Source organism: Mycobacterium sp. RTGN4, assembly GCF_033804635.1.
Classification (GTDB): domain Bacteria; phylum Actinomycetota; class Actinomycetes; order Mycobacteriales; family Mycobacteriaceae; genus Mycobacterium.
Map to the genome: position 1 here is coordinate 16653 of NZ_JAPZLB010000007.1, position 20703 is coordinate 37355.

Annotated in this window: 20 protein-coding genes and 1 pseudogene; 11 read left to right on the top strand and 10 right to left on the bottom strand. The window is 66.6% G+C overall.

The window, feature by feature from the left end; translation table 11 throughout:
- The first annotated feature begins 53 nt into the window (after nt 1–53).
- The gene (locus SLQ30_RS16260; RefSeq protein WP_319447320.1) at nt 54–1454 is read left to right on the top strand and encodes an alpha/beta hydrolase; all 1401 of its coding nucleotides are present in this window, start codon (nt 54–56) and stop codon (nt 1452–1454) included.
- Nucleotides 1455–1458: 4 nt separating this feature from the next.
- Here the strand turns inward: SLQ30_RS16260 and SLQ30_RS16265 are convergent, their stop codons facing one another.
- The 7 genes from SLQ30_RS16265 to SLQ30_RS16295 all read right to left on the bottom strand — a co-directional run bounded on the left by SLQ30_RS16265 (nt 1459) and on the right by SLQ30_RS16295 (nt 7381).
- Nucleotides 1459–2622 (bottom strand): sulfotransferase, encoded by a 1164-nt coding sequence (locus tag SLQ30_RS16265; protein WP_319447271.1) that lies wholly within the window; start codon nt 2620–2622, stop codon nt 1459–1461.
- Between the two features lie 7 nt (nt 2623–2629).
- The gene (locus tag SLQ30_RS16270; protein ID WP_319458325.1) at nt 2630–3574 is read right to left on the bottom strand and encodes a zinc-binding dehydrogenase; all 945 of its coding nucleotides are present in this window, start codon (nt 3572–3574) and stop codon (nt 2630–2632) included.
- 154 nt (nt 3575–3728) lie between these two features.
- On the bottom strand, nt 3729–4376 hold the full coding sequence (locus tag SLQ30_RS16275) for a TetR family transcriptional regulator (protein WP_319447269.1): 648 nt from the start codon (nt 4374–4376) through the stop codon (nt 3729–3731).
- 26 nt (nt 4377–4402) lie between these two features.
- Nucleotides 4403–5515: a cytochrome P450 gene (locus tag SLQ30_RS16280; protein WP_413468070.1), complete on the bottom strand. Its 1113-nt coding sequence runs from the start codon at nt 5513–5515 to the stop codon at nt 4403–4405.
- Between the two features lie 150 nt (nt 5516–5665).
- A complete protein-coding gene (locus SLQ30_RS16285; protein WP_319447267.1) occupies nt 5666–6094 on the bottom strand; it encodes a cupin domain-containing protein in 429 nt (142 codons plus the stop codon).
- A 67-nt stretch (nt 6095–6161) separates the two neighbouring features.
- A complete protein-coding gene (locus SLQ30_RS16290) occupies nt 6162–6992 on the bottom strand; it encodes an aminoglycoside phosphotransferase family protein (RefSeq protein WP_319447266.1) in 831 nt (276 codons plus the stop codon).
- On the bottom strand, nt 6989–7381 hold the full coding sequence (locus SLQ30_RS16295; RefSeq protein WP_319458326.1) for a substrate-binding domain-containing protein: 393 nt from the start codon (nt 7379–7381) through the stop codon (nt 6989–6991). The genes SLQ30_RS16290 and SLQ30_RS16295 overlap by 4 nt, the downstream gene beginning before the upstream one ends.
- Between SLQ30_RS16295 and SLQ30_RS16300 the strand changes: the two are divergent.
- A pseudogene (locus SLQ30_RS16300) lies at nt 7289–7597 on the top strand (sugar phosphate isomerase/epimerase); the annotation flags it as partial. The gene SLQ30_RS16295 and the pseudogene SLQ30_RS16300 overlap by 93 nt on opposite strands.
- Nucleotides 7598–7607: 10 nt before the next feature.
- On the opposite strand, the gene SLQ30_RS16305 reads toward SLQ30_RS16300, so the two are convergent.
- The 3 genes from SLQ30_RS16305 to SLQ30_RS16320 form a co-directional block, all read right to left on the bottom strand.
- The gene (locus tag SLQ30_RS16305) at nt 7608–7910 is read right to left on the bottom strand and encodes a DUF4193 domain-containing protein (RefSeq protein ID WP_319447263.1); all 303 of its coding nucleotides are present in this window, start codon (nt 7908–7910) and stop codon (nt 7608–7610) included.
- Nucleotides 7911–8101: 191 nt separating this feature from the next.
- Nucleotides 8102–8389: a hypothetical protein gene (locus SLQ30_RS16310; protein ID WP_319447262.1), complete on the bottom strand. Its 288-nt coding sequence runs from the start codon at nt 8387–8389 to the stop codon at nt 8102–8104.
- Nucleotides 8390–8518: 129 nt separating this feature from the next.
- Nucleotides 8519–10108, bottom strand: a complete 1590-nt coding sequence (locus SLQ30_RS16320) for a PTS transporter subunit EIIC (protein ID WP_319447261.1) — start codon at nt 10106–10108, stop codon at nt 8519–8521.
- A 115-nt stretch (nt 10109–10223) separates the two neighbouring features.
- On the opposite strand from SLQ30_RS16320, the gene SLQ30_RS16325 reads away from it, so the two are divergent.
- Genes SLQ30_RS16325 through SLQ30_RS16365 form a run of 9 tightly spaced genes read left to right on the top strand, consistent with a single transcriptional unit; the run spans nt 10224 to nt 20577 of the window.
- Nucleotides 10224–10694: a PTS glucose transporter subunit IIA gene (locus tag SLQ30_RS16325; RefSeq protein ID WP_319447260.1), complete on the top strand. Its 471-nt coding sequence runs from the start codon at nt 10224–10226 to the stop codon at nt 10692–10694.
- A 2-nt stretch (nt 10695–10696) separates the two neighbouring features.
- Nucleotides 10697–11482 (top strand): glucosamine-6-phosphate deaminase, encoded by a 786-nt coding sequence (nagB, locus tag SLQ30_RS16330; RefSeq protein WP_319447259.1) that lies wholly within the window; start codon nt 10697–10699, stop codon nt 11480–11482.
- 9 nt (nt 11483–11491) lie between these two features.
- Nucleotides 11492–12664 (top strand): N-acetylglucosamine-6-phosphate deacetylase, encoded by a 1173-nt coding sequence (nagA, locus tag SLQ30_RS16335; RefSeq protein WP_319447258.1) that lies wholly within the window; start codon nt 11492–11494, stop codon nt 12662–12664.
- Nucleotides 12665–12701: 37 nt separating this feature from the next.
- A complete protein-coding gene (locus SLQ30_RS16340; RefSeq protein WP_319447257.1) occupies nt 12702–13964 on the top strand; it encodes a hypothetical protein in 1263 nt (420 codons plus the stop codon).
- Nucleotides 13961–14923 carry a glutamate ABC transporter substrate-binding protein gene (locus tag SLQ30_RS16345; RefSeq protein WP_319447256.1) on the top strand — a complete coding sequence of 321 codons (963 nt, stop codon included), beginning with the start codon at nt 13961–13963 and terminating at the stop codon, nt 14921–14923. Before SLQ30_RS16340 ends, SLQ30_RS16345 begins: the two co-directional genes overlap by 4 nt.
- A gap of 2 nt (nt 14924–14925) precedes the next feature.
- Entirely contained in the window at nt 14926–16071 is a 1146-nt protein-coding gene (locus SLQ30_RS16350; RefSeq protein WP_319447255.1) for a hypothetical protein, read from the top strand.
- Nucleotides 16068–18287, top strand: a complete 2220-nt coding sequence (locus SLQ30_RS16355; protein ID WP_319447254.1) for a serine/threonine-protein kinase — start codon at nt 16068–16070, stop codon at nt 18285–18287. The genes SLQ30_RS16350 and SLQ30_RS16355 overlap by 4 nt, the downstream gene beginning before the upstream one ends.
- Entirely contained in the window at nt 18284–19291 is a 1008-nt protein-coding gene (locus SLQ30_RS16360; RefSeq protein WP_319447253.1) for a PP2C family protein-serine/threonine phosphatase, read from the top strand. The genes SLQ30_RS16355 and SLQ30_RS16360 overlap by 4 nt, the downstream gene beginning before the upstream one ends.
- The gene (locus SLQ30_RS16365) at nt 19288–20577 is read left to right on the top strand and encodes a VWA domain-containing protein (RefSeq protein ID WP_319447252.1); all 1290 of its coding nucleotides are present in this window, start codon (nt 19288–19290) and stop codon (nt 20575–20577) included. The genes SLQ30_RS16360 and SLQ30_RS16365 overlap by 4 nt, the downstream gene beginning before the upstream one ends.
- Nucleotides 20578–20703 lie beyond the last annotated feature (126 nt).

The window sequence follows — 20703 nt, forward strand, 5'->3', positions numbered from 1 at the left end:
CAGGCGGATTCGGTGAACCGATGCCGAAGGTCGCGTTGACGCCGCTGACGGCGATGGGCGGATCGTGGCGCCACGACCTCGCACATGTCTCGCTGATGCATGGTTGGGCGCCTGTGTTCATTCAGGTCGCGACGGCGGTGGTGCTCGTCCTCGGCGTGGGTTGGCGAACGCGGCGGTGGCGCATGGTCTGGTTGCCCGTCGCTGCGGTGGGCGGCATCGGACTGTGCGCGTGGGCGCATTGGTACGTGGGCTCCGCTGGGCTGGCCGGTGAGCCTGCACCCCGGTCTTTGTGGCTGTGGATCGCGGTGACGGGGCTGGCAGGCGTCGCTGCCATTGCTGGCTGGCGCCACTCCCGATGGTGGCGCCGCGGGCTGTCGGCACTGGCCGTACCGGCTTCGCTGCTGTGCGCAGCGCTCGCCCTCAACCTGTGGGTGGGTTATTTCCCGACCGTCGGGACGGCTTGGGATCAACTGACTGCGGGCCCGCTACCCAACCAGACCGACCGCGCAACGGTTACCGCGATGCAACTGGCGGGCACCGTGCCCGCCAAGGGCGTCGTCGTGCCGGTGGACATCGGTTCGAGCGCATCGCGCTTCGCGCACCGACGCGAGTTGGTGTACCTCCCGCCTGCGTGGTTTGCGGCGAATCCACCACCACGCCTGCCGACGGTGATGATGGTCGGCGCTGAGTTCAACACGCCGTCCGACTGGCTGCGGGCGGGCGACGCCATCACCACCGTCGACGCCTTCGCGCTCGCCCACGGCGGCTTCGCCCCGGTCCTCGTCTTCGTCGATTCGGGCGGCGGTTTCAACGTCGACACCGAGTGCGTGAACGGTTCGCGCGGAAACGCGGCCGACCACCTCACCAAAGACGTCATCCCGTTCCTGAGTTCCGACTTCGGCACGGGCATGACGGCGTCGACCCGGGGTGTCGTGGGGTTCTCGTCGGGCGGCACGTGCGCGATCGACCTGGCGGTGATGCATCCAGACCTCTTCGGTGGGTTCGTCGATATCGCAGGTGATGCGGGTCCGAACCTGGGGTCGAAGGAACAAACAGTGGCAAGGCTGTTCGGTGGCAGCACCGCCGAATGGAGTGCCTTCGATCCAACGACGGTCATGACCAAACACCCTGTCTACAACGGAGTCTCGGGGCTGTTCGTCACCTCGGGTGGCGCCGTCGACGGGCACGGCACGGTCTCGGCGCCGGACAATCCTCAGCGCAGCGCGGCCAATTCACTGTGCGCGCTTGGCCATTCCCGCGGAATCGCGTGCGCCGTGGTGGCCGAGACCGGAAGGCACGACTGGCCGTTCGCCGGTCGAGCGTTCGCCTCAGCCCTGCCGTGGCTGGCGGGTCAGCTCGGTACGCCGGGCGTGCCTCGCATCCCGCTGCCGGCACCGGCGGCGCCGGCCGTCACGTCGTCGCTGGCCGGCAAACCGCTGAAACTGCCGGGGTAGCGCGTCAGGCGTTGCTGGCCTCGGTCGGCACGTCGTAGCGCTCGATGTAGTCCGCGAAGCGGTCACGGATGGCGTCGGCCCGAAGTCCGAACTCGTCGAGACGATATCCGTGTGTGCCGAATCGGCCCTTCGGACTTGCGGTGACGCACGCTGCGATCGCGGCCCGCGCCCGGTCGTCGAGTACTCGATCACAGGCTCCGTACACGGTCTCGACCGTGCGCAGCGGATCGCCGACGAGGTCGGCGTATTGGACGTCGATGATCTCGTGCTCCGGATGGGCCAGTCGGAAGGCCTCGACCCGCTCGATGGACGTCGCCAGCAGTTGCGTCCAGTGTGCTGCGATGTAGGCGATGTGGTCGGCATCGCTGAACGTCCCGGTGAGCGTGGAGATGAGGCTGCAGGCCGACGCACACAACACCGTCGGGTCCCGGTGCAGAAGTACCAGTGGCGCATCCGGGTACACCGCGTGCAATGCGTCAAGGGCGATCGCGTGGTTGGGACTCTTCAACGTCCACGCACCGCGCCGACCTCCGCTCTGGAGTACCTGCAGCACGGTGCGGTGGTACTCGTATGCCGACTGGTAGTCGGCCTCCAGCAGCCACTCGCTGTACGACGGCACGTTCGCCATCGCCTCCCAGGTCAGGCTCTTGAAGTCCTGGCCGAGCAGGGTGATGCACTCGGTGGGTCCCTCGGCGTCTTCGTGGTGGACGATCTTCATCCGCGGGTTCAGGGATTCGAGCATCTCGATGGCCGTGTTGGCGGCATCGACGCGGGGACCCGATCGGTACGTCTGCGGGTTCGGAGGCGGAACACTGTCGGCGGCCTCCCATCGCAGCAGCGCCCGGTTGGCGGGGTCCTGGTCGAGCAACTGGCTCAGGAATGTCGTGCCCGCCCGAAACAGGCCCACCACCATCAGGGGCGCCTCGATGCGTTCCTGCCGCACCTCGGGGTGCTGGCGGATCCAGTCGTGAATCTTCAGCCGATTGGCGAGGCCGCCGATCATGTTCTGTTGCAACGCGAAATGGCCGATTTCATTCAGCTGGGCCTGCTCGTCGGCCGATGCGCACAGGACGGTGAGCCCCTCGAGGAATTCGTCCGGGCCGAAGTCATCGGAACCTGCGAGTTCGACTGCAGCCGAGATGATCTCGTCGGCGTTCAATTCGGGCATCGGTGGTCTACCCGCGCGCCATCGCGACGACGGTGCGCCCCGAGGTCCGGCGGTGCTCGTGGTCGTCGAGGGCCGCGGCGACCTCGTCCAGCGTGATCTGACGACCAATCACGGGACGGACTGCGCCCGAGGCCACCAGGTCGAGCAGCGCGCCGTGCACTTCGCGGCCGAGCTCGGCGGGAAACATGTTGAGGCCGAATCGGCGGAAGTCGACCGGGAGCTCGCCGTAACCGAGGATCACCCCGAGCACTGAGAAGTTGCCCATCGACACCTTGCGCAGCGGACGGCCCGTCAGCCCCGATTGGGGATCGTCGTTGAAACCGACCGGCAGGTAACGCCCTTCGCGTGCCATGCACGTCCAGATGACCTCGGTCTGCTCGCCACCGACGAGGTCGACGGCCACGTCGGCGCCACGCCCATCGGTCCGGGCATTCACCTCGTCGAAGAGGTCGCCGCCCGCGGTGTAGTCGATGGCCGAGGCGCCGAGTTCGGAACACAGCCGCGCCTTTTCGGCTCCGCCGGCAATCGCGATCACCTTGGCGCCCGCGGCAACACCGAGTTGGATGACCGCCGTCCCGACCGCACTGGCTCCTCCGACGACGAGCAGCGTCTCACCAGCGGCCAGCTTCGCGCGTTGGTGCAGCGCGAGGTAGCCGACGTGGAATGGCAGCGTGAAGGCCGCCGCAGTGACGTCGTCGAACTGGGGCGGCGCATCGAAGGTTCCGGTGATCGGCGCGATCGCGTACTCCGCTAATCCGCCAAGGGACTGTTTGGCCATGGCGACGACCCGGCGGCCCACCCACTCGGATGCGCCTTCGCCGGCCTGCTCCACCACGCCGCAGACGTCCATGCCGAGCGTAAAGGGCACCTGACCCATGACGCTGGCGACCGTGCCGCGACACCGCGCGATGTCCCCGAAATTGAGCGAGCCTGCCGAGACCGCGATCCGCACCTCGCCGGGCCCGGGCTCTGGGACCGGAACATCTTGAACTGCAAGCGCTTCCGATGGAGCTCCGTGACGTATGACTTGAAGCGCCTTCAACCGTCGACCTCCTGCCAGGCGGTGCACCGATGCACGCAGCGGCAACAGTAGTAAGCAGGGGTACTTATGTCAACGGGTGCGTAGGTGCGGCCATGGCGGCCGCCGCCATCGACACCAGGTTCGCAACGAACGGTTCGTAGTCGAGTTGCGGTCGCCCGTGCCGATCTCGTCGCTCCAACAACCGGGCACGGTCGGCGATGGCACGCAAGATGAACATGACCATCAGCGAGAACCGTTCGGTGCGAAGGGAATCGGAGAGGAAACCGGTGCGCTCGGTCAGCAACGCGAAAACTTCGTTGCCGCCGGTGCGAGCGAGCACCTCCTGAAGCTCCTGGCTGTACTGCGCCATGTCTTCGGTGGTCAATTCGGCGATGATCAGCAGGCAGCAACGCCCCCTCCAATCGCGGTCCGCAAGCTCCGCGGCGGGCCGCACGATCGCCTCGATGACGGGACCGAGGTCGTCGGCGGGCGCCCGCGTCGCGATGTCGAGAAGCTCGCCCTCTCGACGGGCCAGGAACGGTGCGTGGCGGTCGAGCACGGCGCAGAGCACGCCGTCGCGTGATCCGAAGTGGTAGGTGAGTGCAGCCCGGTTGCGCTGGCCCGCTTGGCGGGTGATGTCGATCAGCGACGCATTGAAGACCCCGTCGCGGGCGAAGGCTCTGGCGGCACTGTCGAGCAGCCGGGCCTTGGTCTTCGATGCGTCGGGTGGCACGCGTCAGATACTAGATCCGCGGAGTGCTACCAAGAGACCGGCAGCGCGACCAGCCCGTGCGACAGTGAGTGAAACCCGGTGGCCAGGGTCGGCTCAGAACTCAGCCGCATTTGCGGAAAACGCGGAATGAGTTGGGAGAAGACCGTTTTGAGCTCCATCCGAGCCAGTGCGGCGCCCACGCAATAGTGCAGACCGTAACCGAACCCGACGTGGGAGGTGCCCACCCGAGTGATGTCCAGGCGGTAGGGCTCGGGGAAGACCGCCGGGTCGTGGTTGGCTGCGCCGGGGTCTAGCAGGACCAGGTCGCCTGCCCGGATCGTCACGCCGTCGACGTCGATGTCCGCCCTGGCATAGCGCGGAACGCCGATTCCGCCGGGCATGCCCGTGCGCAGCAACTCTTCTACGGCCTTGGGGATGAGCTCCGGATCGTCGAGCAGCATCTGCCACTGATCGGGATTGCTCAGCAGAAGTACCGCGTCAAGCCAGATCTGCAGCATCGTGGTCTCATGGCCGGCGAATAGGAGCATCATCGCTAGTCGTGCGATGTCGGCGTCGGCCAGCTCGGGCTCGTCGCACAATCGCGAAATCACGTCGTCGTCAGGGTGATCCCGTTTGTGGGCGACGAGTTCCATCCCGTAGTCGAGCAGTGCGCCCAGGCCCGCCTCGGAGACCGCGTCGTCTGAGCCGAAGGCGGCGTCGTCCACCCACAGCTGGAATCGATTCCGATCGGCGTAGGGCACGCCGAGCAGATCGCAGATGACCAGTACGGGCAGCGGCCTCGCCAGGTTCGTCAGCAGGTCGGCGGGAGGGCCGAGCCGTTCCAAGTCATCAAGCAGTTCTGCGCACAGCCGCTCGACCTTGGGCTCGAGTGTGCGCATGTGCTTGGGCGAGAAGTGCGGCTGCAGCAGATGCCGCATCCGGGTGTGATCTTCGACTTCGGTGTCGAAATCGCCGACAGGGCCGCCGAAGATCGCCGACGTCCTGCTGCGCGGCGCGTTGGCGGGATCGCGGTGTGCGCGGCCCAGCAACTCGGCGTCCATCAGCCTGCGTACCTCGGGGTAGCCGGTCACCAGCCAGGCTTCGTCGCCGACTGCCGTGCGGATGCGGTGGATCGGTCCGGTGGCCTGCAGTGCGCACAGGTCGGGCGGCGGCTCGAGTGGGTGAGGCTGGAGAAACGGAAGTCGTACTGAAGCAGTCACGGGAGTCCTCCGGTGTTTCACACGTAGGTTTCGCCTTGGGTCAAGGCTAGGCCTTCGCGGAACAGCAGGTGGACACTTTTGGATTTTTGTCTAGTTCGGGGTGAGTGCGTCATGCCCTTGCGTGCTCGGATGACGAAGATGGTCGCGCGCATGGAGCTCGTCCTCGTCGAGGAAGGTGATCATCTGTACGTCGGGAGCACAGAGCATGAAGATCACGAACTTGCTCTCCATGTCGTCGCGCAGATTCGCCGCTTGATAGTGCACGACGTCAAAACCGGGTTCCCAGAATGCTTCTCCCGCTTTGAGTGGGTAGGGCTGTTCGCCTTCGAGCTCGAACAGGATTTCGCCCTGCAAGACGTAGCCGAACACGGGGCCGGAGTGGCGGTGTGGGCCGGAACCCGGATCCGCGGGAGGGATGGTCACCGTGGCGACCATCGCCGCCGAACCCTCGGCGATCTTCGTATTCTGGTGCAGTAGAAGGTCAAACGTGTTCGTCGTAGCGGGCCCAATGGTCAACATGCCTCAACGATAAGTCGAAGTGCACCAGATCTATGGTCCAATTACATGTCCCTTATGTGGGCCAATGTCAATCCTGCAGTGCCTTCGCGAGTGTCACGAACCTGGTCAGCGTCGAGGTGTCGGATTGCGAACCGGCACCCAGTGCGCGGGTCGCCTCGTGGACCACCCGAACGACGGCCCAGGCGCGCGCTCGTTGCTCATCGAGCGCGCCGGCATCCACGAGCATGTAGAAGCGCGCCCGCACTCCATCGCGGATGTGTCCGGCGAACTCGTCCCAGCGGTGCCACAACATCGGGGCGAGTTCGAAGTGCGGATCGCCGTTCAACGGCCGCGGTGCGATCGCCAGCCACGGCTCACGGTCGGCCGCGAGCACGTTCCCGTAGTGGAGATCGCCGTGGAGCACGACGTCGGCGCCTGTGGGATCGGCCACCAGGTCTCGGCTCAGCGCGACGGCCTGCTCGACCAGCCTGCGGGGGATCGGCGCGCTACGGGGCAACGCTTCGAATTCGTGTGCCCACTGCTCGACATATGAAGTAAGCGAACGCAATTGAGGCAACGCGGGCACGTGGACGCGGCGCTGGAGTCCGGCGATCACCTCACACGCTTCGGTGTCGGCAAGGGTGTCGAGGTCCTGCGGACGGAGCCGTTCCAGGAGTACGGCGCGATGGTGCGGGTCGGCACGGAGCAAGCGGACAGCCCCCGTACCGGCCCAGCGCCGCAGCACCAGATGCGCATGTTTGGACTCCGCGTCGGGAAAGCTGACCTTCAGTACCGCGGGCGCACCGTCGGCGGTACGAACCGGTAGCAGAAGGGCGCCTGACCCGTGGGTGGTTGGTCCGTCGGGGCGCAGTTCCCACTGCTCGACCATTGCGCGAATGTCTGGGGGAGGCTCGGTCACGAAACCCCGGTGTCGGGCGGCGGTCCGGTCGTCCCTCGCACGATCAAACGCGGTTGCAACACCGAGGAACTCGCTTCGGCGCGGTTGCCGTTAAGGCGTTCCACCAGTGCTGCGACGGCGCGGTCGGCCTGCTCTCGGGATTGTTGGCTGACGGACGTCAGGTCGATGTGACTGAGTTGGTCGAGCATCCCGATTGCGATGCGGCGAGCAGCGTCTCGATGACGCGCGACTCCTGATGCGTGGCCGTCACCGCGCCAAGCACGACCTGGTAACCCGCGCGGTCGGCCGCTGCCACGATCAACGACAACTGCAAGATCTATGGCGTGCTCGATGAGCGCTTCACCCGAATCCCGCTGGATCAGAATCCGACTGGGCTCGGGGGTCGCCATGTGGTGAACAAGTGGCCGGAGGATTCCGCGTGGGACTTCGTCGCCGTCGGGCGCGGTCACGATGTCGAGTTCTGGCAGCGCTTCCTGGCGGCACTTGGCGAGGTCGACCCGGACATGGCAGTCAACATCGAGCACGAGGACGTCGAACTCGGAAGGCTCGAGGGGCTTCGAGTGGCTGCGGACACGTTGAAGGCGGCCAATTCGGTGGCCGTCTAGCGGTCAGTCGTCAGGCGCAGTCGGCGCAGATCATGCGCTCGCCGACCTGCCTGGCGAGGCGATGACTGTGCTGTACCAGGAAGCAGCTCGAGCAGGTGAACTCGTCAGCCTGCTTGGGGACGACCCGCACCGTGAACTCCTCACCGGAGAGATCGGCACCGGGTAGCTCGAAGGCCTCGAGTTCGGACTCGCCGTCATCGACGTCGAGCACGGCGGTGGCGGCGTCATTGCGCCGCCCGGCCAGCGCTTCGAGCGATTCGTCGGCGACGTCGTCGGTTTCCTTCTGGCGGGGTGCATCGTAATCAGTAGCCATGGAAGTCCCTTCTGGTATTCATCCGGCGTCACCACAACGTGAACGATGCGCAGCTTGTTCCCGTCCGCAGGCAAAGCGAAACAAACAAATTTTGGCCCGCTGAACGTACCCGTAGTCGGGGCGATCGTCGTACAGGGCGGCTTCGTCGTGTCGAAGTGCCCGGCCCGTGGGCAAGAGACCCGGTCTTGGCGCTAGGTCTCGTCGGCGATCTGGTGACGATCTTGGTGCCGGCCCGGGGCGTACGGGTCGTCATCTCGGTGCTCTAGCTCGTGCTGTAGCTCACGTTGTTCCTCAGTCGGCCTCGTCGCGTCCTTCGGGATGGACTGCGGATTCCCCTGCGGTTCCATGTCGAATCTCCTGTCTACGGCACGGTGCCGACCGGTGTAGGTGTCGATGTTCTGCTCGTCGGCCGGCGTCCAACCGTGCCCAAAGAGCTCCAGCATGGGATCTCCGGACTCCGAATAGCCCTGTTCGATCATCGATTGCTCCTCGATTGGCGGTTGACCTTCTCGTCAAATACCCACCAGCCGCTGCGCCTAAAAGTGATGTTGTCGCCAGCTCGTCGCCGACGGCCGGTTCACACTCGAGATGGGCAGGTCAACGCGGAGCTACAGCACGTCGAGAATGTCGTTCTTGAGCGCCTCGGCAGCAGTGCCGAACACCGCTTGAACGCTGTTGCCCACCTCGATGACTCCCGCGGCTCCGAGACTCTTCAAGCGAGCCTGGTCCACCTTGCCGGTATCGGCGACTTCCATGCGCAGACGGGTGATGCAGGCGTCGACGTTCACGAGGTTCTCGCGACCGCCGAACGCTGCGATGAGCTGCTCGGCCTTGCTGTCGGAGTCGACGGACACGGGCGCGGTCAACGTGTCGGTCGCGGCATCTGATCCGCCGACGGTCACCGCAGTGGGAGCGTCGACGCCTTGGCCGAGGTTCGCTGCCTGCTCCGCCTCGAACTCGTCCTCCGGTTCGCGTCCAGGAGTCCTCATGTTCCACTTCGTGATCGCGAACCTGAACAGAAGGAAGTACACGACGAAGAACACCGCGCCCATCCCGATGAGGAGGGGGATGTTCTTCGCGGCAGGCGCGGTGCCGTAGAGCAGCAAGTCGATGAGTCCTGCCGAGAACGAGAACCCGAGATGAATGTCGAGTAGGTAGGCGATGGCCAAGGACAGGCCGGTGAGCACCGCGTGCACGACGTACAGGGGGAACGCCACGAACATGAACGCGAACTCCAGCGGCTCCGTCACTCCGGTCAGGAACGCGGTGAGCGCTGCTGCCGAAAGGATGCCGACCGCGACCTTTCGCTGCTTCTTGTTGGCGGCGAGGATCATGGCCAGCGCGGCGGCGGGCAACCCGAACATCAGCACCGGGTAGAACCCCGAGGTGAGCAGGCCGGCGGTGGGGTCACCAGCGGCGAAGCGGGTGAGCTCGCCGGTGACGACATCGCCGTCGGGCTTCTGGTAGTCGCCGTAGAGGAACCACACGTACGAATTCGGGATGTGGTGCAGGCCTAGCGGTATCAGCATGCGGTTGGCGAATCCGTAAACGAACGCACCCAGTGCACCCGAGCCGCCGATGAACCTGCCGAGGCCCGTCAGACCCGCATCGAAGATCGGATAGAAGTAGCTCATCGCGAATCCGAGGAACAGGCACGCCACCGACACCACGATCGGGACGAAGCGCCTGCCACCGAAGAATCCGAGGTAGGACGGCAGTTGGATGGTGTGGTAGCGGTCGAAGAGCCATGCGGTCAGCAGGCCGACCAGAATCCCCGCGAACACGCTGTAGTTGATCTGGGCTTGCTCGCCTGCCTTGTCTAGCTCGCCCGCGAGCACGACAGGCGACATGGTCTTGAACACCGCCTGCACCACCAGATAGCCCACGACGGCCGCCAGTGCGGTCGAACCGTCCGCCTTCCTGGCGAATCCGATCGCGACACCCACGGCGAAGAGCAGGGGGAGATTGGCGAATACCGCATCGCCCGCGGCGCTCATGGCCTGAAAGAACGGTCCGATGACGGGAGTCTTGATGCTGCCAAGCAGGTCGGGCTGGCCCAGCCGCAGCAGGATTCCGGCCGCCGGCAGCACGGCAATCGGCAGCATGAGGCTCTTGCCCAGTCGCTGCAATTGTGCGAAGCCGGGAATGCGCGGACCCGACTTCTTTTGCACTCCTTGCGGTTTCGTGAGATCAGTCATCCGCCTACCTTCCTCCGCCGCAATCCTCGCCCGCAGGCCGAAATTGTGCGGAAGCTTAGCCGAGAACCTGTGAACCCGAGACCGTCTTGCCCCCGCGCTCGTATTGTTGGTGCGCATGAGCATCACGCAAGTCCTCGCCCCGGTCGCAGGGCGCGCGGTTCCGCTCGGCGATGTCCCCGATCCGGTGTTCGCTCAGGGCATGGTCGGCTACGGCGCCGCCATCGACCCCCCGCGTGGGGTGGTCGACGCGGTCGCCCCGGTCAGCGGCAAGCTGTTGAAGCTGATGCCACACGCCTACATCGTGCTGACCCCGGACAACGTCGGCGTGCTGGTTCACCTGGGGCTGGACACCGTTGCGCTGAACGGCGCAGGCTTCACGGCACACGTCAGCCAGGGCGACGAGGTCACGGCCGGTCAGCTCGTCATCACCTACGACGTACCCTCGATCGAGGCCAAAGGGCTCAATCCCATTGTCCCCGTTGTGGTCATGGACGAGCGCGAGCCCGGAAACGTGACCCCGTCCGATGCGGTCGCCCTGCGCGCGGAGCTCGTCTCGGGAGCAATCCTCTTCACGGCGACCAAATAACGATGGAAGTCGTCCTCCTGCCGGACATCAGGGCCATCGGGAGTCTTGCTGCCGATGCGATCGCCGCGCTGCTGCAGCGAAAGCCGACTGCGGTGCTCGGCTTGGCCACCGGATCATCGCCGCTGGCGGTCTATGACGAGTTGGCTGAACGCTGCGATGCCGGGCTGGTCTCCTTCGCAGCGGCCCGCGGCTTCACCCTCGACGAATACGTCGGGCTGCCCGCCGAGCACCCCGAGCGGTATCGAACCGTCATCGACGCCGTGTTCGTGTCGCGGGTGGACTTCGGGCCGGACGCAGTGCAAGGCCCCGACGGCGAAGCCGCCGACATTCCGGCCGCGTGCGCGGCATACGAGCGCGCGATCCGCGACGCGGGCGGGGTCGACCTGCAGCTCCTCGGTATCGGTACCGATGGGCACATCGCGTTCAACGAGCCGGGCTCCTCGCTGGCGTCGCGCACCCGGATCAAGACGCTCACCAGGCAGACGCGGATCGACAACGCCCGCTTCTTCGGCGACGACGTCGAATCGGTGCCGACGCACTGTCTGACCCAGGGGCTGGCCACCATCATGGAGGCCAGGCACGTGATCCTGGTGGCAACCGGTCGCAGTAAGGCCGAGGCCGTTCATCACCTGGTCGAGGGTGGGGTCAGCGCGCTGTGGCCCGCGACCATCCTCCAGCACCATCCGCACGTGACGGTGCTGCTGGACGAAGCAGCAGCGCGCCGGCTTCAGCTGGTCGACTATTACCGCGAGACCCATCGCTCGAAGCCGGACTGGCAGGGTATCTGAGGCAACCGCATGTTGATAACCGCTGACACCTTGCTCACGGGCCGAGAACTGTTGCGGCCCGGTTGGATTGATGTGGCCGGGGCAACGATTGTCGCGGTTGGCGCGGGGGCCGCGCCGCGACCGGCGGACCACGAGCTCGGCGCCATGACGGTGGTTCCCGGCTTCGTCGACACCCACCTCCACGGTGGTGGCGGGGCGAACTTCTCCTCCGCATCACACGCAGAGACGTCCACCGCGGTGGAGTTCCATCGACGGCACGGCACCACCACGCTCGTCGCCTCCCTCGTGACGGCCGGAACGGACGAATTACTGCGCCAGGTGCGAGCTTTGGCCGACGACGTGCGGTCCGGCCTGATCGCGGGGATTCACCTGGAGGGGCCCTGGCTGTCGACCACGCGGTGCGGCGCCCATCAGCCGGCCCTGATGCGCGACCCGGACGCCGCCGAGCTGGACCGCATCCTCGGTGCGGGCGGCGGAACCGTTGCCATGGTCACCATCGCACCCGAGCGAGCCGGTGCGCTCGCGGCGATCGGGCAACTCGTTGATGCCGGGGTGGTCGTGGCCGTCGGCCACACCGAGGCAACGTATGACCAGACCCTGGCCGCGATCGAGGTTGGCGCGACGGTCGGAACGCACCTGTTCAATGCAATGCGTCCCATCGACCGTCGGGAGCCCGGTCCGATCATCGCGTTGCTCGAAGAGCCTGGAGTGACCGTCGAATTGATCACCGACGGCGTGCACGTCGACCCCGCCATCTACCGTCACGTCACGCACAGCGCCGGGCCGGACCGGGTCTCATTGGTGACCGACGCGATGGCGGCCACCGGGATGGCCGACGGGGTCTATCGGCTGGGGCCGTTGGCGGTGGACGTCGTCGAAGGGGTGGCGCGAGTGGCGGGCACCGATACCATCGCGGGTAGTACCGCGACCATGGACAGGGTGTTCCGATTCGCCGTCACCAACAGTGGGCTCGCGTGCGACGACGCCCTGCAGCTGGCCGTCCGTCAGGCGTCACTGAATCCCGCACGGGCACTGGGTCTTCCGTGCGAAGGCCTTATCCCTCGGGCGGCGGCCGACCTAGTGGTACTCGACTCGGAGCTCGCCGTCGCAGGGGTCGTTCGGCAAGGATCCTGGGTCGTCGAGCCGTCCGGGCTGATTTCTCGCCTAGGTCCTTCATGTTGATCATGTGCGGTTACCATCGCGTCAGGGGGTGAACTGAGTGACTTCTGTGGGCACGCTGGACGCGCGAGCATCCGTGGGCTGGTTGCGACGCTTCGCTCGCACCACCCCCGGGCTCGTCGGTTTGGTCGCGGTCATCGTCGCGGCGTGCTGCGTCATCGCAGGCGTGGTGTGCGCAGCGCAACTCAACGGCCGAATTGCCGAGCGCAACGACGTGCTGGGCCGTTCAGAGCCGTTCGCCTACTCGGCGCAGAAGCTGTACGCCGCATTGTCGGCGGCCGATGCCGCCGCCTCGTCGGCCTACCTGTCCGGCGGGCTCCAGACGGCGCCGATGCGGACCCGGTACCAACAGGCCCTGGCGGACGCCGCTTCGGCGCTGACCGACGCGACCGCGGGAGCCGCCGACGCGGGCACGCGTACCGCGTTGGCGCGGATCTCGGCGGGGCTGGCGGCCTACACGGGCAAGGTCGAGTCGGCCAGAGCCAATAACCTGCAGGGCTTTCCGGTGGGGTCCGCCTACCTACGGGAAGCCGCCTCGTTGATGCAGACGTCGCTGCTTCCCGGGGCGGAGCAGATCTATACCGACAACCTCGCCGCGCTCGAAGCCGATCAGCGCGCAGTCGGGTCGCTGCCGATCGTCGGGCTGGTGTTGTTGGCGGGTGTGCTGGCGGCGATCGTGGTCGGTTCGCTGATTCTGGTCGGACGTACCAACCGGCAGTTCAACAAGGGGCTGGTCGTCGCGGCGGGGCTGGTCCTGTTGGTGATCGCATGGATCGTCGTCGCCAACCGATTCGCGGCAGCCAGCATTGACCAGAGCCGAACCGAGGGCACCGCGCGGTTCGAGCAGCTCGCCAAGGCCCGCATCCTCGCCCAGGAGGCGCGGACCGACGAGACCCTGCAGCTGATCACGCGCGGCGACCTCACCGCAGGAGAGAAATCCTTCAATGGTCACATCGGCGAACTCTCCACGCTGGTGGCTCAAGGTCCTGCTGCCGCCGTCGACGGCGTCGTGAAATGGACTGCCAGTCACCGCAAACAGGTGGAGCGCTACGACGCAGGCGACTACCCGGGCGCGGTGGCGCAGGCGGTCGGTGCTGATCCGAGTGCGTCAGCCGCACAGTTCGCGGCCGTCGAATCCAGCCTGAGTGACGCGATCGAACAGACTCGGGCCAACCTGCGCGGCGGGGTGTCGACGGCCGGCTCACGGCTGACGTGGAGTCCGACGGGCACGCTGATCCTGATGGTGATCGCCGGCTCGGCCACCGTCGTCGGATTGTGGCCCCGGCTAAAGGAATTCCTGTGAGGGCGCGGATCGCGATGGCGGCACTCGCGTGCGCGTTCGTCGCCGGATGTGGAACGTCGTCGCCGTCGCCGCAGGCCGTCACGGTCGCCCCGATTGATGCCATGCCTGGCGGCGTCCAGGAGGTGACGACCCTGCCCCCGGCAGCCGACGCGGACTGCGACAAGGAAGCCAGCCTGCGCCCCGGCCCGCTCCCCAAACCCGGTGCCATGCCCCCAGGTTCGACGATGGCGGCGATCGCCGAACGCGGGCGGCTCGTTGTCGGTGTCGACCAGAGCCAGTATCTGTTCGGCTTCCGTGACCCTGCCACGGGTCAGCTGGAGGGCTTCGACATCGACGTCGCCCGCGAGGTCGCACGCGGTATCTTCGGCGATCCGAACCGCATCGATCTGCGTGTGGTCGAGGCAGGTGAACGGGAATCGGTTCTGCAGTCCGGTCAGGTGGACATGGTGGCCAGGACCTTCTCGATCAATTGTGCACGCAAGAACAACGTCGCATTCTCCACGGTGTACTTCTACGCCGATCAGCGTCTGCTCGTGTTGAAGGGTTCGGGAATCCGAACTGCTGCAGACCTTTCCGGCAAGCGGGCGTGTGCTGTTGCTGGCACGACGTCGTTGGCGAAGTTGTTCGAACTAAACCCGCGGCCAACGGTGTTCAGTGCGGGCACGTGGACCGATTGCCTCGTCATGCTGCAACAGGGGCAGCTCGACGTCATCGGCACCGACGGGGTGGTGCTCGCAGGCCTTGCCGCACAGGATCCGAACGTCGAAGTAGTGGGTCCGAGCCTCGGTGTCGAACCGTATGGACTCGGCATCAAGAAGGAGAACGTCGACTTCGTTCGGTTCGTGAACGGCGTGCTCGAGGACATCCGGGCCGACGGGACGTGGGAACAGCTCTATCAAGCCCAATTGCAACCCCTCGGGCCGTCGCCTGGCCCTCCGCCCGCGCGCTATCAGGACTGATCGTGGCCGCGCTGACGACCGACGAGATCGACCGCGAGCTCGATTCCCGCACAAAGGAAGTGGCTGCAGCCGTGGCGACGCTGATGGAACTGGATAGTCACCAAGGGCTGGAGCACGTGCGGCGTTATCCACCGACGGGTGTGACCGCGCAACGGTGGGTGGTGATCGAGCGAGCACTTGGCGAGTTGTGGGAGGACGTGGGACGGATGACGACGATCCTCGACTCCGCCAAGGCGCTGCGGGGTCGCCGGTCGAAGCCTGACGACGACGACCGTGTCGAGTTGACGAGGCTGCTGCGCGAACGACCGCTCGAGGTGTCACGCGAGCGAATCCCGCTGGCACAGCGGGTGATCACCGCACCAGGAGAATCGGTGGGCTACGTCGGACTCGGCGACGTGGCCGATGACATGCGCGCTGCGTACCCGGCGGTGGCCGAATTCCTTGACGGCGTCGAGAAAATCAACTCGCTCGTCGTAGCGCGGCTCGGTCCGCTGCAGAAGCGGCTCGACGCCGCGGGTGCCACTGGCCCCAAGCAGATGGCCGAACTATTGACCGTTTCGGCGACCGATCCGCTGTCCCTGACCACGTCCGACGTCGAGGAACGCGTGCGCACCATCGTGGCCGACGTCGACCGGCGCTCCACCGAACTCGCTGAACTCGCTGAACTGCAATCGAATTGGGCTGACGCCATCGCGGTGACCGTCGGGCAACTCGACACACTGCGCGCAGCCGTCGCCAGTGCGGCCGACGTGCGTGTGCGGGTCGAGCAGACCGTGTTGGCCGGGCCGCTGCCGAGCCACGAAGACGCCGAGCCTGGGCTACGCGCGCAACTCGATTCCATCACCACGCCAGATCCCGCTGCACTGCGGGACCTGCGCCGCCGGATCGAGGCGGCGCTACGCGTGGCGCGCGAGGACGAGGAACTCGCACAAGGGCTGCTCGACCGCCGTACCGAGCTCAAGGGCCGGCTGACGGCATACCAGGCCAAGGCGGCCAGGCTCGAGCTCGGCGAGGACCGAGACCTGTTGGCGAGCAGCCGTATTGCCTCGGGCCTGCTGCATCGCCAACCGTGTGACCTTCGGGCGGTGACCCGGGCGGTGGCGCACTACCGGCAGTTGCTCGTCGAGAAGCAGGAGGGCGCGAGATGACCTGTGTCGAACCCGGATGCGGCGGGACCGTCGTCGACGGCTACTGCGACGTGTGCGGCACCGCGCCCGCGCCGCCAGGATCCGTGCCATCCACCGTCACCGCGGCCGCCAAGAGCACGGCGGCCAGCCGTCCGACCGCCCGCTCGGCGGGCACCGCACGTAGCGGTTCGTCCAGATCGTCCTCCAGCGCGCGGGGCCGCCTCGGTGCGGGCGTGGTCGCGATACCGCGAGTGCCGAGGGGTGATCCGGCAGCGGCGATCTTGAGCGACCCGAAGGTGCCAGAGAGTAGCCGGTTCTGCGGCAACACCGACTGTGCCAAGCCCGTCGGACGTGGCAGCGAAGGTACGCCGGGACGCGCGGAAGGCTTCTGCACTCAGTGTGGAACGCGATATTCGTTCATCCCCAAGCTGTCTCGCGGTGACCTCGTCGGCGGCCAGTATGAGGTGCAGGGCGCCATCGCGCACGGCGGGCTCGGCTGGATCTACCTTGCGGTCGACCGCAATGTGCATAACCGCTGGGTGGTGCTCAAGGGGCTGATCAACTCGACCGACGCCGACGCGATGGCCGCCGCCGCGGCCGAGGTGCTGACGCTCTCCGAGGTGGAGCACCCGAACATCGTCCGGATCTACAACTTCGTCGAACACCTCGACGCGGGAGCGTCCGCCCCGGTCGGGTACATCGTCATGGAGTACGTGGGCGGCACGTCGCTCAAGCAGATCCGCAAGGCCAAGGGCGGCCCGCTGCCGCCCGACCAGGCCGTCGCCTACATCGTCGAGATCGCGCCTGCGATCGGGTATCTCCACGCGCAGGGGCTCGCCTACTGCGATTTCAAGCCGGACAACGTGATGCAGACCGACGAGCAACTCAAGCTCATCGATCTGGGCGCCGTCATCCCGATGGACGACGAGACCAGCGCGATCTTCGGGACCGTGGGCTACCAGGCGCCGGAGATCGCCACCACCGGACCGACCGTCGCCACCGACGTGTACACGGTCGGCCGGACGCTCGCCGTGCTCGTGATGGACGTTCCGCAGGAGCGTGGGCGCTTCGTCGATCAGTTGCCGGGCCCCGAGACCGTACCGGTGCTCGCGAATCACGAATCCCTGTACCGCGCGATACTGCGTGCCACCGACCCCGACCCCGCGCGGCGATTCTCGTCGATGGAGGAACTGGCTGACCAGCTGACCGGCGTGCTGCACGAGATCGCTTCCGCAGACACGGGATCGGCGCAGCCGCGCATGTCGACGTACTTCAGCCCGCAGCGCGAGGTCTACGGCGCGGGTCGGGACGCGACGGTGGAACCCGCTCGGGTGATTGCGGCGCTACCGGTTCCCGTGGTCGACCCTACCGACTCCGGTGCCGCCCTGCTGGCCACGACCAGCGGTGTCCCGCCCGCTCAGCTCGAGCACGCGCTCGACCTGGCCCGAGGTGGCGCCCACCAAGGCAAGAGTTCGTCGGTCGAAATCCCGCTGCGACTCATCCGAGCGGACCTCGAGGTCGGCGCCGTGAAGGATGCGCGCAAGCGCCTTGCCGAGCTCGAAGCGGTGCTCCCCGGGGACTGGCGACTGGTCTGGTACAGCGGACAGTGCGCGCTACTGGAGGGCGAATACGACAGGGCCGCAGCTGATTTCGATACGGTGCTGTCGTCGTTGCCCGGTGAGCTCGCACCCAAGATCGCCATCGCCGCCACCGCAGAACTACGGGGCGCGCGCGACGACGCCATGCGCTACTACGACGCGGTATGGCGCACGGACCGCAGCTACGTCAGCGCCGCGTTCGGACTTTCGCGACAGCGCGAGCGCGCGGGCGATCGTGGGAGTGCGATCGCTGCACTTGACCAAGTCCCTTCGGCGTCTTCACATTTCACTGCCGCCCGTGCCACGGCGATCGAGGTGTTGCTGGACGGCCGGACATCCGAACAGCTCAATGAGCAGATCCTGCTCGATGCCGACAAGCGGGCTGCGGCGCTGAAGCTGGAATCGACCGCCAAACGAGCGACGATCCGGCTGCAGGTGCTCGACGCGGCGTTGGGTTGGCTGCGGGCGGGAAACGCGACCAAGACTCCACGCATACTCGGCGCCGATTTCGACGAACGCGGCATACGGACCGGAATGGAACATTGTTACCGCGAGCTAGCCCACGAGACGGACGAAATGTGGGCCCGTATCGCGCTGGTCGAGCGCGCGAATGCCATTCGTCCGAGGACCAGGGTATGACCGGCCCGCAGACTGCGTGCCCGAGCTGCGCGACGCTCGCCGCGCAGGCCCACCGGTTCTGCGAGAGCTGTGGCGCGCCACTGGTGGAGGTGCAGGTGCCGGAGGTCAGCCGAGTCGCCATCCCACGCGCGGGACGTGCCGATGGCCCGTGTTCCGATTGCGGGAACACGACGTTCACCGATGAGTACTGCACCGCCTGCGGCCATCGGCGCGCCGAGCCCGATCGTGACGAGGCACAGCTAGGGCCGATGGCGTTGATCACCGACCGCGGGCTCCACCACACTCGCAACGAGGACGCGGCCGCGGCTGGGACGGTGTCGGATGCGGTCGCCGTGGTCGTGTGCGACGGGGTATCGAGCTCGGGGGAAGCACAATTGGCCGCGGTCGCGGCGTCGGTGGCCGGAGTCGATGGCATGCTGACCGCGCTGGCCGCGTCCAAGGGCGCACGCGCAGCGGTGTTGGCGGGGCTGGCCGATGCGGCGAAGGCGGCGGTGGCGGCCGGTCGGGGAGGGGATTCCACGACCGCGCCGTCCTGCACGTACACCGCGGCAACCGTGGTCCCGACTTCGCAAGGGGCGGTTGAGATCACGGTCGGCAACGTCGGGGACAGCAGGGCATACTGGCTGCCCGATCCACCGGCAATCGCCCAACAGTTGACCGTCGACGACTCGGTCGCGCAAGAGCTCATTACCGCGGGCGCCGCACCTGACTCCGAGATCGTGCAACGCGGTGCACACACGCTCACCCGGTGGCTCGGTGCCGACTCCGAACCGACGCCCTGGTCTGAGTCGAGTGTGCAGGCGATCACCGTCGTCGGCCCCGGTTCTTTATTGTTGTGCTCCGACGGACTGTGGAATTACCTGCCCGAGCCCGCCGACCTCGCACCGTTCTGCACGGGTACTGATCCAACCGCGGCGGCGCACGCGCTGACCGAATATGCCTTGAAGGCAGGTGGCCACGACAACATCACCGTGGCAGTGATCCCAATCGGAGGGGCTACATGAGTTCGGATGAACAGCAGGGCATTTCCGTCGACGTCGATCACAATCCCTACCTCGCCGAGGGCACCGGCACGGTCGACGCGATTGTCAGCATCACGGCCGGAAGCGACGTAGCGGCGGCCGTTGCGCCACCGGAGCGGGTCGAGGCCATCATCATCGACTGCTCGACCTCCATGCTGAAGCCCGAGGGCAAGTTCGAGGCCGCGAAACGCGCTACCACCGCTGCGATCGACGAGCTGATCGAAGGTACGTACTTCGCGATCGTCGCGGGTACCGGGCAGGCCGCTCCGGTCTACCCTGGCGACGGAACGCCGGTGCGGGCAAGCCCGTCGACCAGGGCCGCGGCCGCGCGCGCGGTGGACGGTCTACGGCCCAACGGGGGCACCGCGATGGGTACCTGGCTCGCGTATGTCCGGGGCATCGTCGGATTGCACCCTGGGGCGCTCACACACGCGATCCTGCTCACCGACGGCAAGGACGAGCACGAAACACCTGAACAACTGCAAGCGGAGATCGCCGCGAGCGTCGGCGTATTCACGTGCGATTGCCGGGGAGTCGGCACCAGTTGGCACGTCGAGGAGTTGCGGTCGATCTCGTCCGCACTGCTGGGCACCGTGGACATCGTCGCCGACCCCGCGGACCTGGCAGACGACTTCGCGGCGATGATGCGGGTGTCCATGAGCAAGACCATTCCCGACCTCACCTTGCGGCTCTGGACCCCTGCTGGCGCCCGCATCGAGTTCGTCAAGCAGGTCGCACCCACCGTCGAAGACCTGACCGGCCGCCGCGTCGATTCGGGGAATCAGACGGGGGAGTATCCGCTGGGCTCCTGGGGTGCCGAGGATCGCGACTACCACGTGCAGGTCGAGGTCGAACCCGCAGCGGCGGGGCGGGAGAAGCTGGTGGCGCGGATCAGCGTTGTCGCGGGCGACGAGGTTCTTGGCGAGGGGCTGGTCAAGGCACTGTGGACTGCGGACACCGAGTTGTCGGCGCGGATCAGTCGCCGGGTGGCGCACTACACGGGTCAGGCCGAGCTTGCCCAAGCCGTGCAGGACGGATTGAGCGCGCGCAAGAGCGGGGACGTCGCGACCGCGACCGCGAAGCTGCAGCGCGCCATGGAACTCGCCGTGGAATCGGGCAACGACGGCACGGCAAAACTGCTCAGAGGAGTCATCGAGGTCGACGAGCGAACCGGAACGGCCCGGCTCAAGCGCGAGGTCGCCGCGGCTGACGAGATGGCGCTCGATGCCAGGTCGACGAAGACCGCTCGGGTACGGAAGGAGGCCTGATGCCCACGTGCGCAGAAGGACACAACTCGACGGCAGCCGACTATTGCGACGTATGTGGTTCGCCGATTGGACCCCCTGCCGCGCAACCTAATTCAACGCCCGCGCCCGTTGAGAAGCCGTGCCCCG